We start from the raw sequence: 12612 nt of genomic DNA, 5'->3' as shown, positions 1-12612 counted from the left end.
TTTCAGGGTTGTGTTAGAAATGATTGTAATCGGCTCTTCCGGTAAAGTCAAGCTTTTCCCTTACCAAGTTTCCGCCCATTTCTGCAGCTCGTCCATGACCGGCTCCAGGCCCTTGCCTTTCTCGGTCAGTTCGTATTCGATCCGCACAGGCGTCTCGGGGTATACGTGCCGGATCAGAATGCCCGCCGCCTCCAGCTCTTTAAAGCGCTCGGACAGCATTCTGTCGCTCATGCTCGGTATCATATCGGATATATCTTTAAAACGTTTGGGACCGCTCAAAAGGACCCGGATGATCAATCCCGTCCAACGTTTTCCAAGCAGCTCAAACGCGTTCTCGAATTTGGGACACAAATGAAAATCTGCCATGCGACATCATCTCCTTAGTAACATCTTACCATAGTCACTTGTCAAAAGTAAGTCTATACGGCTAATATCCCGCAGACGGGCCCCCATATGCCCGAACCCGTGTAATCGCTGCCGGACCGTCTTTTCTTTACACCCTTTTCGGACATTTGAAAAATACGGGTTCTACTCTAGCGGACTCCTCATAGAATAGGATCATAGAGTTAAAGAATCGTAGAGCCGAACAGACAGGAGGTTGGCTATGCTTCCCCGTTTTTTTGCCCGATTAGACAAGCTGCTTGTCATTTACGGCGCCGTCGCGGCCGCCAGTTTTGCCTTCACCCTGCTCTTCGCCCATCATTCCGGAGAACAAGGCCCTCCGCCTCCCGCTTACGCCTATGCGCAAATAACGGCGCCCAACGGAGTCGAGCTGCATGTGGCGAAAACGAAGCCCGAACGGATCGCGCTTAAAGCCGTAAAAGGCAACATCATGGAGGTGCCCGAGTTCGGGATTAACGGCGGCTTTTTCTGGCAGGGCAATCTGCTCAGCATCGCCGTCATGAACGACCGCCCGGTCAAGGGGGCGCAGGGCGAATACGGCTCGGGCTGGTTCAATACCGGTCATAAGCGGGGAACCCTCGTCTGGGACGACGCAGCCCGGCGGTTTACGGTCCAGCAGGCGTCCGACGCGGCCGAGCTGCAGGTGACGGACCGCACCCGCTACTGGGCACAGGGCGGGATCTCCATGAGCCTGCAGAACGAAGCCGACTGGCGCAAGCTCGCCAAGGAGGAGAATATGCCGGCGCTGAACGAAGCCCGGATGCGGACCGGCATCGTGTACGACAAGAGCAATGCCGTCTGGCTCGTCGTAACGCCGACACCGTGCACCGGCGAGCAGTTCCGCGCCGCAATCGCGGGATCGCTGGGCAGAAGCGGACTCGTCGACGGCGTATTCCTCGACGGCAACGGCTCCTCCCAGTTGAAGGTGGCGCAGGCATCGTTGCCTGGGGACAAGCGGCAAATCTATCAAATGATCGCCCTTCATTAAATCCGTTTTTTAAGAGAAATCCGGCCTAAAAAAGAAAAGAGCCTGCAGCACGAAGCTGCAGACTGTCCATGGATATCTATATCGTAAAGGGGGTCGATATTTAGTATAGGACGCGAACATTAATCCCAGATGAAAATCAAGTTACAATTTCGTTACAATCTCGGACCGGCTTATTGCGCCGCAGGTTTCGCGCCTTTGCTTTCGGCGTATTTATGCAAATCCATGATGAGCATAAAGGTATCGCCGTTGGTCAGGTTCTGCTTGTCTTTGATTGTCGCGAGCGACGATTCCTGCACGATTCCGCGTTTGGAGAGCTCGGCCAGGGCGCCTTCCTTCGGAACGGCGATGCCCACTCCCTGCGTCATCGTGTACGCGGCCTGATCGAGCGTCAGCGCGGACTTCTTGCGCGCTTCCTCGTCGATTCCTTTTAGCGAGCCGCTCGGGTCGCCGCCGTAAGCCGACGGAATGATTTTCTTCATCCGGGTGATATAGTTCACCATACGCTGCGGGTTGGACACTTTGTCCAGCTCGAACTCGTTCTTGTATCCGCCGCCCACGAGGGACATGGATACGGCCGATTTAAGGCCTTCATACTGCTTGTGGGTCATAAAAGGCTGCGGCTTCATGCTGAACGGCTTCAGATCCATGCCCTGCTTGTTCAGCATTTCCTGAAGCTTCGCCACGTTTTCCTTCGAAGCGGCGAGCTCGCGGAAGCTCAGGCCCGCATCCTTGGCGAGCTTGGCCGCGGCGCCTGCCGCTTCACCCTCGGCCATGCCGACGGGGATGACACGGGCGCTGCCGTGCGGAAGCGTGTCGTAAGAAGCGGCCCGCCCGATGACGAGCAGCCCGTCCACCTTCTTGGGCACGATGCTCCGGAAAGGAATCGCGTACTGCTCCGGCTGCGTGACGACCATTCCGGTGTCCGTCGGAGCCAGACGCTGAATGTCGACCGGATACGAACCGAACGCGATCCGGTCCCACTGGTCGCGGTTTTCCAGCAGGTCGATAATATTCAGGCGGTACTCCCCTTGAATATGGCGCGTTTCCCTCACGTACAGCTCGGGAGCCGTTCCCGCCAGTTCGACACCCGCGAATTCGGGGTAGTTCTTTTTCAGGAAAGCGACCACGTTCGGGATTTCCTTCTTCGCGATTTCAAACGCCTCGGCCCGCGACTTTGCGTCCAAGCCGTCGATATTGAAAATTTGCAGCGCGTTGATCAGCACCATGTCGCCGTCCTGGCGGCCGATATTCAGACCGCGCATCTTCACGCGTTCCGGGTTAAGAGCCGGGTAATTGTAAAGCTCCTTATAGCCCCATGCGCTGACTTCGTTGGCATCGGACATCGGATCGTCGTCCGTTTTCAGATGCTTGCTGATCTGGGACCAGACATCAGGGGTCACATTTTTCAGCTTGAATACGAGCGTAACCGCCATTTTGGCGTTTTTGTTGCCGAGGTCTTCCAGACCGTATGTAAAAGGTACGCCCGCCGCAGCGGCGATATCGCCGTCTTGGGTCGCATCGATCACCGCATTCGCACGGATTTCCTGCTTCGTTCCATCTTCCTTTGTAAGGGTGATGCCTTCTACGCGGGTTTGCTGTCCCTGATTGGTTAAAAGCGGCTCGATGGATTTAAGTTTAAGCATCAGATCGATATTCTTCTCGCCGCGCACCATATCGTGGAAAGCGTTCGCCGCCGTGTTAATGCTGAAGGAATCGCCTTCGATTTTACTGTACCATTCGGAAAAAAGGCCTTTGTTCAGCACATCGTGCGGATTGAGCACGGACGGGTTCGGCACATAGTTCATGTCGATGCTGTTCAGCCACCCGAGCGTCATCAGGCCGCCGAGAATTTCCCGGTCGTGCCCGTCCACCAGCAGGGTCTTCTGCCCGTTGCGGGCGGCGGACACCGCTGCCGTTATGCCTTCGGGGTCCGTTCCGACGACGATCACATCATACTGCTTCTGCAGGTTCGCCGCCGACTTCACTTCGGACAGCGTATGCTGAGCGATCGGCTTCGGTTTGTTGTGATGGCGGTACTGCCAGTAAAGTGCGGCCGCGGCTGCGATTACGGTCAGCACGATCAGCAGGCACATCCAGACGATCCAGGATTTTGATGCGGCATGCTTCGAATGGTTGCTCTTACTCTTTGTCATGGGGCACCTTCCTCATTGTATTCCAACTGCTTATGTTTCTGCTTGCATCCCGGCCGTGCGGTTCAGTGCGCGGGTTGTTCCGGAGCTATTTCCGGCTTGCTGCACACGAATAGGGCCACGCCCGGGACAGCGGAGAGTAGGGGAGTTGAACCCGTTATCCGCCTTAGGTGTACCTGTCGGTTTTGTAGGGTCGTGAACTTGGTTGAACCCCCTGAACCGCGGGAAGCTCAAGCATCACTACTTCTTATACGGGAATGAAGCCCAACGGTCTCCGTCATGCGGCAAAAAGCTTCATTTCCTCCTAAAAATGACCATGACTAGTGTAACATATTTTCCAAAGGGGACAAAGGCTTATAGCCGGGTACGCCGCCGGGGTGCGCCTTATCCGTGCAAAATGAAAACCGGCCTTCCGCTGGGAGGCCGGTCTCGTTAGCGGGGCGGCACTTTGGCCGTCCGTTTGAATCTTCCTTGCACGGGGGCGATTTCCCCGCTCGCTTCCATCCCGGGCAGCTCCGCTCCGGCGCGTATTCTTTCGGAATAAGCGGAATGAGCGAGCTGGCTCTCCGGCTGGGTCATTTGCTTTTCTTTAAAGGATCGGCGCATGGTGTAGGAAGGCTCCTCTGTCTAGTGGCACGCCGGCAGAAGCTTATCTCTAAGAGACGTTCTGCGGCCGGCGGCTTCGACTTTTAGCCTGTCCCAGGAGCTGACGGATTATGCCAGTCAAGCGCCGGTTCAGGCTTTGCTTTCGAGAATAAGCGTAACCGGTCCCCAGTTCGTGAAGGCCACATCCATCATTTTCCCGAAAGCGCCCGTTTCCACATGAAGCCCCTGAGCGCGGAGAAGATCATTGAATGTATCGTATAAAGCTTCTGCCTGCTCCGGCCGGGCCGCTCCCATAAAATTCGGCCTTCTGCCCTTCCGGCAGTCCCCGTACAGGGTAAACTGCGATACGGAAAGAATGCTGCCGCCAATATCCTTCACGGAAAAGTTCATCTTCTCCTGTTCATCCTCGAAAATTCGCAGGCCCGCGACCTTGTCCGCCAAATATTTGGCGTCCTCTTCCGTATCTTCATGGCCTACGCCCACCAGAAGCATCAAGCCCCGGTCGATGCGGCCGACAATTTCCCCGTCCACCGTAACCTGCGCTTCCTTGCTGCGCTGTACCACGACTTTCATACTACCACTCTCCTTGCCGAACGTGCCTTGTCCGTATGTTTACTGCATGATCCGCTGAACGGAATATACATCCTCCACCCGCTTGATCTTCTCCACTACGGCATGAAGGTGCTCAATGTTGCGGATCAGGATGGTCATATGAATCATGGCCATTTTGTTCTTGTCGGAACGGCCGGAAACCGCTGAAATCATCGTTTTGCTTTCCGAGACGACCTGAAGCACTTCGTTCAGCAGGCCGCGGCGGTCATGACCCGTGATTTCGATTTCCACGTGGAAATTCGATTCCACGGAATCCGCCCACTCCACCTCGATGACGCGGTTTCCTTCCTCGGTGTTTTCACCCGGTATGTTCGTGCAGTCCGTCCGGTGCACCGACACCCCGCGGCCTCTCGTGATGTAGCCGATAATGTCGTCGCCCGGCACCGGGTTGCAGCATCTCGCGAAGCGGATCAGCAGGTTATCTACCCCTTTGACCCTTACGCCGCTGACCGGTCTGCTTTTCTTCTCGGGCGGAGCCGCCTTGACTTCCTTGACCTCGTTGGTCAGTTCCATCGCCTGGGCTTCTTCCGCTTCCTTCTCTTTACGGAGCTTCTCCGTCAGCTTCGTACATATCTGAGCGGCGGTGATTCCGCCGAACCCGATAGCCGACATCATATCTTCGATATCGTTAAAAGCGAACTTCTTGGCGGCTTCCAGCAGCTTCTCGTCCGTCATAAGCGCCTGCGGGTCGAAAGACAGCCGCTTCAGCTCGCGTTCGATGGCTTCGCGCCCTTTGGCCACGTTCTCCTCGCGCTTCTCTTTCTTGAACCACTGCTTGATTTTGCTGCGCGCGTGCGAGGACTGGGCGATTTTCACCCAATCCTGGCTGGGTCCGTAGGAGTGCTTGGACGTCAAAATTTCGACGATATCGCCCGTTTTGAGCTTATGGTCCAGCGGCACGATGCGGCCGTTGATTTTGGCCCCGATGGTGCGGTTGCCAACTTCGGTATGAATGCGGTAAGCAAAATCAAGCGGAACCGCGCCCGCCGGAAGCTCGATAACCTCCCCTTTGGGGGTAAACACAAAAACGAGATCGGTAAAGAAATCCATCTTCATGGATTCCATAAATTCCGACGCGTTGTCTGTTTCTTTCTGCAGCTCGAGAATTTCACGGAACCACTGCATCTTGTCACTGAACGTTCCCTCGGGGGAGCCGTTACCTTCTTTGTAGGCCCAGTGGGCCGCGATTCCGTATTCGGCGGTTTGATGCATCTCCCAGGTCCGGATCTGGACTTCGAGAGGCTCGCCCTTCGGGCCGATCACCGTCGTATGGAGCGACTGGTACATGTTCGGCTTCGGCATGGCGATATAGTCTTTAAAACGCCCCGGCATCGGCTTCCACAGCGTGTGGATAATTCCGAGCGCGGCGTAGCAATCTTTAATGTTGTCCACGATGACGCGCAGGGCCATCAGATCGTAGATCTCGTTAAACTGCTTGTTGCGCGAAGACATTTTTTTGTAAATGGAATAAATGTGCTTGGGCCTGCCGGAAATATCGCCTTCAATGCCCATTTCGCGGAGCTTGTCCTGGATATTCCGGATCACGTCCTCGATATACTGCTCCCGCTCCGTCCGCTTCTTCTGCATAAGATTAACGATCCGGTAATACTGCTGGGGATTCAGATAACGGAGTGCGATATCTTCCATTTCCCATTTGATGGCGGAAATACCGAGCCGGTGGGCGATCGGGCAGAAGATTTCGAGCGTTTCGTCGGCGATACGGCGCTGGCTCTCTTCGGACTGATACTTGAGGGTGCGCATATTATGCAGCCGGTCGGCCAGTTTAATAAGAATGACGCGGATATCCTGCGCCATCGCCACGAACATTTTGCGGTAATTCTCGTTCTGCTGCTCTTCTTTGGTTTTAAACTTGATCCGCTCCAGCTTGGTCAAGCCGTCTACCAGCATGGCACAGGTTCTGCCGAATTTATCTTGGACGGCCTCGAGCGAAACCGTAGTGTCTTCCACGACATCATGAAGCAGAGCCGCAATAATGGACGTCACGTCCATCTGCATGTCGACCAGAATGTCGGCAACGGCCAGAGGATGTAAAATATAAGGCTCTCCGGATTTGCGCACCTGCCCGTGATGGGCATGTTCCGCGAACTCGTACGCCTCTCTGATTCGGTTGAGTTCTGTCTCTTTAAAGTACTGTGCCGCCTTTTCCAGCAACTGCTCTATTCCCATGAATAAACCCTTTCTACGAAACATGGATATTTCTATTCATTATGCCTAAATTGTGCGCCTTGCGTCAACTGTCAAGCCCGCTCAAAACAAGAAAATTCGGGAAATGGCGACCTTTTTCCACAAAATCTCCCTCCGGTCCGAAAAAAGCTATAGACGAATCCCGAAAATCTGCTACACTTGTCGATGGAACTCTAGCTATCATCGCTTAAACGCGATAAAGGAGGAAATGTTCGGACATGAGTAACCGTACCATTGGGGTTGATGAACGGCCATCCCTGGGCAAAACAATTCCGCTGAGCCTTCAGCATTTGTTCGCCATGTTTGGCTCCACTGTTCTCGTTCCCGCACTGTTTCAAGTAAACCCCGCCATCGTGCTGCTGATGAACGGGATCGGAACCCTGCTTTACATCTTTCTGTGTAAAGGAAAAATTCCGGCATATCTGGGCTCCAGCTTCGCCTTCATTTCGCCGGTGCTCGGCGTGCTCGCCACCAAGAGCTACAACTCGGCGCTGGGCGGCTTCATTATCGTCGGGATCGTCTTCGTCCTTGTCGCCCTGCTGGTCAAACTTGTCGGGACGAAATGGATCGACGTCGTCTTCCCTCCAGCCGCCATGGGCGCCATCATCGCCGTTATCGGGCTTGAACTGGCACCGACCGCCGCAGGTATGGCCGGCTTTCTGCCGAAGGACGGCGCTCCCCTCGACGGCAAAGCTCTGCTCGTCTCCATCGTCACCCTGCTGATCGCTCTGCTGGGCAACGTCCTGTTCCGCGGTTTTATGAAAATCATTCCGATTCTCGTCTCGATCATTGCCGGCTATGTTCTAGCCGCCTTCGTCGGAATCGTGGACTTCTCCAAGGTTTCGGAAGCGAGCTGGTTCGCTCTGCCGCAGGTGTACACCCCGCAGTTCGACCTGACTTCCATCGTGCTCATCCTGCCTGCGGCCCTTGTCGTGATCGCCGAGCATATCGGTCATCTCGTCGTAACCGGCAATATCGTCGGCAAGAACTTGTCCAAAGATCCCGGACTGGACCGCTCGCTGCTCGGCAACGGGATCTCTACTATCCTGTCCGGTTTCGTCGGTTCTACACCGAATACGACCTACGGTGAAAACATCGGCGTACTGGCGCTCACCCGTGTGTACTCCACCTGGGTCATCGGCGGCGCGGCCTTGTTCGCCATCGTGCTCTCCTTCTCCGGAAAGCTTGCCGCCCTGATCATGACGATCCCGACTCCCGTTATGGGCGGCGTCTCGCTCCTGCTCTTCGGAGTTATCGGCGCATCCGGTATCCGCATGCTGGTCGAAAGCAAAGTCGATTATTCCAAGGCGACTAATCTGATTCTGACTTCCATCGTGCTGATCATCGGTCTCAGCGGAGCCCTCCTAAAAATCGGTTCCTTCGAGCTGAAAGGCATGGCTCTGGCGACCGTCTGCGCTATCGTGCTCAGCCTTTTCTTCAAACTGGTCGAAGTGTTGAAGCTTTCGAACGACTAGATTAGTACATCTGCTTAAAAGAAAAATAGTCAATTATAAAAAGCCTGCTCTCCGCAAGGAGAACAGGCTTTTTTTGTATGGGAACTTAATCTTAGTACTGGATCAAAGTGAAGACATCTTTGCCCGCAGGCAGCTGATCGCGGCCGTTCAAGTAAGTCAGCTCGATCAGGAAAGCCGAACCCACGACTTCTCCGCCCAGCTGTTCGATCAGATTGACGCAAGTTTTGATGGTGCCGCCCGTTGCGAGAAGATCGTCGGCAATCAGCACGCGCTGGCCGGGCTTGATCGCATTGTCATGAACCGCCAGCTTGTCTTTGCCGTACTCCAAGGAGTAGTCCGCCTCAATCGTTTTGCCCGGCAGCTTGCCGCTCTTGCGGATCGGCACGAAGCCTACACCGAGCGCGTAGGCAAGAGGAGCACCCACGACGAATCCGCGTGCTTCCGGACCGGCGATCAGGTCGATTTGCTTGTCTTTGACGAAACGGGCGATCTCGTCGATCGCTTCTTTGTATACAGCCCCATTTTGCAGCAGGGTCGTGATGTCTTTGAAACGGATGCCCGGCTGCGGGAAATCTTCGATGACGCGGATATACTCTTTGAAATTCATGGGGATTCCTCCATTTATGTGGGTTGCGCGGATGACAGCTGCTGCGGTGAACGGCAGCCTGCAATCCAGTCGCTTAATTCTTTGGCGGACGTATACACGCAGACGCGGTCGACTTCCGCGCGCGACAGACGCTCCTGATATTTCCTTGAGGTCGTCAGGTCACGCTTGGACGGAGCCGCTACGGGCCGGACGACGCCTCCGGCTTTCTCGATGAAACCCAGCTCCTCGAATACATCGAGGACGAAAGAGATCATCGCGGCCGATAAGCCCGACCGGCGGCTGAACGATTGCAGCAGGGCGGGATTGCGCAAATCCCACATGCCCTGCTGCCTGACCGACGCGTAGACCGCTTTGAACTGGTCGCGCGTCGGCATCGCGCCGCCGTCCTGCGGCGCGGGATCGGCGAAGACGGCATAGCACCGGCGTATGCCGTCCGCCTGGGCAAGCGCCCGCTCCAGCTGCGGGAGCGAGCGGGGAACCGTGCAGAGGACAATGTCGGTCATCTCCGGGAACTTCAGTTCCCGGGCCGCTTCATTGTCCGCTGCCAGGCTCCCGTCCGGCAGGCACCGCCACACGGGGCCTGCCGGACGCCCGCCGGCGCCGGGGGCCCTGTCCTCTTCCCCGAAGAGGACAAGGGCCGGCGGCCGGGCGGAGCCGCGCCCCGGAAGGGCGGCGAGCCGCTCGCCGAGAGCGGCCAGCTCTTCGCCGACGCGCGCGGCGGGTTTGCCTCTCCAGTCGAAGACCTGGAGAGCGGGGATGCGCAAGTCCTGCAGCATGAGCTGCGGCTTGCGCACGCCGTTCCACTCATTGACGGAGAGTTCTCCGACAATGTCAACGGGCGCCTGCGGCGTCATCAGGCTGCTTAGCCAGCCTTTGCCGAAGCCGACGGCCTCGACTCCGGCCGCGATCTCGGCGGCGGCATCCGTGAGCACCAGCTTGAGATGCTGGCGCTCACGGCCCATCAGCCTGATTTCATCGAGGCGGAGGCCGGTGAACAAAATCTTCGGCGCCGGATTGCCTACTCCGAACGGAGCCAGCTTCTCCAGCTCCTCGATGCATTCGAGGGGCACCTCACTGAGGCTGCACTCCGCATCGACGGCAAGCAGCGGAATAAAATCTTCCGCGCTGAGCCACTCGCCGGCAAGCACGTTCAGCCTCCGTTCGAACTCGCCGATGTTCTCCCTCCGGAGCGACATGCCCGCTGCGGCCTGGTGCCCGCCGTAATGATCCAATAGATCGGCGCAGCGCGTCAGCGCCTGATACATATCGAAGCCCGCAATGGACCGGGCGGAGCCTTTGGCCATACCCGTGTCGGGGTCAATGCTGAGCACAATGGTCGGACGGTAATAAGTGTCGACCAGACGCGAAGCGACGATACCGACCACGCCGACATTCCATTTTTCGCCGGATACGACGAGAAAATTTTTGGGCGCTTCTCCCCGCTTCAAAGCCCCATCCTGTTCTTCTTGAACGGCGGCCTTAGCGAGTCCCGTCAGTTCGTCTACAATGAACTGTCTTTCTTTGTTCAGCAGATCAAGCTCTTCCGCAATTGCTGCCGCTTCGGCTTCGTCTTCCGTCACCAGAAGCTTGAGTGCCGTGGAGGCATGCTCCAGCCTGCCGCTGGCATTGATCCTTGGCGCGAGGCTGAATCCGATATGCGTGGCGTTCACCGCATTCCGCTCGACACCGGAGACGTCCATCAAGGCGCGCAGTCCGGGATAAGCCGACTTTCTCATTCTTTCCAATCCGAGCTTAACGATAAGCCGGTTTTCGTCATGCAGCGGCATTAAATCCGCAACCGTACCGATTGCGGCAATCTCCAGCAGTTCTTCGGGCAGGCGGCCCAGCAGCCCTTGAGCCAGCTTTAAAGCCACCCCAACACCCGCAAGCCCCTTAAACGGATAGGGGCACGTTTCTTTCTTCGGATTGATCAGGGCAAGCGGCTCGGGAAGCGTACCGGGCGGTTCGTGGTGATCCGTCACGATGACATCCATGCCGAGCTCCTGAATATAAGCGACTTCCTCTACCGCGCTTACGCCGGTATCGACCGTAATAATCAAGGACACTCCCTGCTCTTTGGCGAGATCGACGGCCCCTTTATTCAAACCGTAGCCTTCTTTGACGCGATGCGGAATATAGGTGTCGAAATTGGCGCCGAGTCCGCGCAGCAGGTGAGACATAAGCGCCGTCGAGCTGACCCCGTCCGCATCGTAGTCGCCGTAGACACGGATTTTTTCTCCGCTGAGGAGAGCGGACCGGATCCGGCCGACCGCCGTTTCCATTCCTTCCATCAGGAAGGGATCGTGAAAATGATCGCTCCCCCCGCTGAGAAACTGTTCGGCTTCGGGAACGCTGCTAACTCCACGCAGCACAAGCAGCCTGGCAAGCAGCGGATCGATCCCGAGAGCATCGCAAAGCTGCCCGGCAACGGCCTCGTCTCCAGCGCCCAACCGCCATCTTGCTTTGGATTCCAGCACGTTGTTCCTCCTAAACTTGCATAATGATTTTTTTGCTGAAGTATTCGTTAATGCAGCATCTGCGCGTTGTCAGCCGCAGGGGCATCGATACCTTGTTTGTAGGGATAACCCGAATCGTAAGGGAATACGTGAATCGTGACATCCGAAAGATGAATAAACTTTTTCATGAGCTGATATTTGACCGACCTGGCGATATCGTTTCCTTCCAGAACGGAAATGCGCGGGTTCACGCTGATCCGGAGTTCCACAATGACATAATGCCCATGCTCCCGGGCACGAAGATCTTCTACGGAAATAACACCCTTCACGCCTTGTACGGCGTCAATCATATCCCGCGCATCTTCCTGATGCAGCGCTCGGTCCATCGTTTTCTGCAGCGCGTCGGTAATGACCCCGTAGCTGTTTTTAACGATAAGGAGTGTGACGGCAACAGCCGCCGCAGGGTCCAGATAGTACATAAAAGCCCAGCCCATTTTATCTCCGATCAGGGCGCCTCCTACCCCGGCCAGCGTCATAATCGAAGAATACACGCCGGAACGGTGTTCCCATGTGCCCGTCACGAGATCGCGTGAGCCGAGCTTTTTCCCAACCCAGTAATTGTACCGGAACATGACTTCTTTGCAAACAAGGGAAACGATAACGGCGATAAGCGCGTAGCTTTCGGGCGCGTTATGTACGCCGGAGACCATATCCTTTACCGCATTCATGCTGATTTCCACGGATATGATCGTCAGGATAACGGCAATCAGAATGGCGGCTATCGATTCCGCTTTGTCACGGCCGTAGGAGCGGCCATGGTCGACGGGAGTTCCCGGCGCTTTCAGACACCGCAGCGAAGCGAAGGAACCCGCCGTATCCGAAGCGGAATGAACGGCGTCCGCCAGAAGGCTGCGGCTTCCCGCCATTACGCCGACCACACCCTTAAGAACCGTAAGGCCGATGTTGCCCCCTATTCCGATCCATGCGGCAACTTCGGCTTTCTGAAATCGTTCGTCTGACATTTCGACTCTCCTAATGAATAGTTTGCTGGGTGACGCTTCTATCTCATGTCAAGGAAAAGCCGCGGGAACAAGGATTCACGCGGCAGTGA

10 protein-coding genes are annotated in these 12612 nt (G+C 56.2%); 2 read left to right on the top strand and 8 right to left on the bottom strand.

The window, feature by feature from the left end:
* Positions 1–60: 60 nt before the first annotated feature.
* Positions 61–366: a helix-turn-helix domain-containing protein gene (locus C4S74_RS00135; protein WP_009674280.1), complete on the bottom strand. Its 306-nt coding sequence runs from the start codon at positions 364–366 to the stop codon at positions 61–63.
* 238 nt (positions 367–604) lie between these two features.
* Here C4S74_RS00135 and C4S74_RS00130 point away from each other — a divergent pair, with 238 nt between their 5' ends.
* Positions 605–1390, top strand: a complete 786-nt coding sequence (locus C4S74_RS00130; protein WP_103993360.1) for a phosphodiester glycosidase family protein — start codon at positions 605–607, stop codon at positions 1388–1390.
* A gap of 170 nt (positions 1391–1560) precedes the next feature.
* On the opposite strand, the gene C4S74_RS00125 is transcribed toward C4S74_RS00130, so the two are convergent.
* The 4 genes from C4S74_RS00125 to C4S74_RS00115 form a co-directional block, all read right to left on the bottom strand.
* Complete coding sequence (locus C4S74_RS00125; RefSeq protein WP_103993359.1) at positions 1561–3543, bottom strand: FAD-dependent oxidoreductase; 1983 nt, start codon at positions 3541–3543, stop codon at positions 1561–1563.
* Positions 3544–3972: 429 nt separating this feature from the next.
* Complete coding sequence (locus tag C4S74_RS26335) at positions 3973–4146, bottom strand: hypothetical protein (protein WP_181024272.1); 174 nt, start codon at positions 4144–4146, stop codon at positions 3973–3975.
* 129 nt (positions 4147–4275) lie between these two features.
* Positions 4276–4719, bottom strand: coding sequence for a D-aminoacyl-tRNA deacylase (gene dtd, locus C4S74_RS00120; RefSeq protein WP_103993358.1), 444 nt, complete (start codon positions 4717–4719; stop codon positions 4276–4278).
* Between the two features lie 39 nt (positions 4720–4758).
* Positions 4759–6945, bottom strand: coding sequence for a bifunctional (p)ppGpp synthetase/guanosine-3',5'-bis(diphosphate) 3'-pyrophosphohydrolase (locus tag C4S74_RS00115; RefSeq protein ID WP_103993357.1), 2187 nt, complete (start codon positions 6943–6945; stop codon positions 4759–4761).
* Positions 6946–7181: 236 nt separating this feature from the next.
* Here C4S74_RS00115 and uraA point away from each other — a divergent pair, with 236 nt between their 5' ends.
* Positions 7182–8438 carry a uracil permease gene (uraA, locus tag C4S74_RS00110; protein ID WP_103993356.1) on the top strand — a complete coding sequence of 419 codons (1257 nt, stop codon included), beginning with the start codon at positions 7182–7184 and terminating at the stop codon, positions 8436–8438.
* A 91-nt stretch (positions 8439–8529) separates the two neighbouring features.
* On the opposite strand, the gene C4S74_RS00105 is transcribed toward uraA, so the two are convergent.
* The 3 genes from C4S74_RS00105 to C4S74_RS00095 are packed head-to-tail and all read right to left on the bottom strand — an operon-like array spanning position 8530 to position 12523.
* Positions 8530–9045: an adenine phosphoribosyltransferase gene (locus C4S74_RS00105; RefSeq protein WP_103993355.1), complete on the bottom strand. Its 516-nt coding sequence runs from the start codon at positions 9043–9045 to the stop codon at positions 8530–8532.
* 14 nt (positions 9046–9059) lie between these two features.
* Positions 9060–11522: a single-stranded-DNA-specific exonuclease RecJ gene (gene recJ / locus C4S74_RS00100; protein ID WP_103993354.1), complete on the bottom strand. Its 2463-nt coding sequence runs from the start codon at positions 11520–11522 to the stop codon at positions 9060–9062.
* A 47-nt stretch (positions 11523–11569) separates the two neighbouring features.
* On the bottom strand, positions 11570–12523 hold the full coding sequence (locus C4S74_RS00095) for a cation diffusion facilitator family transporter (RefSeq protein ID WP_103993353.1): 954 nt from the start codon (positions 12521–12523) through the stop codon (positions 11570–11572).
* Positions 12524–12612 lie beyond the last annotated feature (89 nt).

Source organism: Paenibacillus sp. UNC499MF, assembly GCF_900107975.1.
Taxonomy (GTDB): domain Bacteria; phylum Bacillota; class Bacilli; order Paenibacillales; family NBRC-103111; genus Paenibacillus_F.
This window is presented reverse-complemented; position numbering and strand designations above follow the sequence as displayed.

What these genes read in the sequence shown, in the direction of transcription:
- C4S74_RS00130 (WP_103993360.1), top strand. Translation starts at nt 605, where the DNA reads ATGCTTCCCCGTTTTTTTGCCCGATTAGACAAGCTGCTTGTCATTTAC.
- C4S74_RS00115 (WP_103993357.1), bottom strand. Translation starts at nt 6,945, where the DNA reads ATGGGAATAGAGCAGTTGCTGGAAAAGGCGGCACAGTACTTTAAAGAG.
- uraA (WP_103993356.1), top strand. Translation starts at nt 7,182, where the DNA reads ATGAGTAACCGTACCATTGGGGTTGATGAACGGCCATCCCTGGGCAAA.
- C4S74_RS00105 (WP_103993355.1), bottom strand. Translation starts at nt 9,045, where the DNA reads ATGAATTTCAAAGAGTATATCCGCGTCATCGAAGATTTCCCGCAGCCG.
- C4S74_RS00135 (WP_009674280.1), bottom strand. Translation starts at nt 366, where the DNA reads ATGGCAGATTTTCATTTGTGTCCCAAATTCGAGAACGCGTTTGAGCTG.
- C4S74_RS00125 (WP_103993359.1), bottom strand. Translation starts at nt 3,543, where the DNA reads ATGACAAAGAGTAAGAGCAACCATTCGAAGCATGCCGCATCAAAATCC.
- C4S74_RS00095 (WP_103993353.1), bottom strand. Translation starts at nt 12,523, where the DNA reads ATGTCAGACGAACGATTTCAGAAAGCCGAAGTTGCCGCATGGATCGGA.
- dtd (WP_103993358.1), bottom strand. Translation starts at nt 4,719, where the DNA reads ATGAAAGTCGTGGTACAGCGCAGCAAGGAAGCGCAGGTTACGGTGGAC.
- C4S74_RS26335 (WP_181024272.1), bottom strand. Translation starts at nt 4,146, where the DNA reads ATGCGCCGATCCTTTAAAGAAAAGCAAATGACCCAGCCGGAGAGCCAG.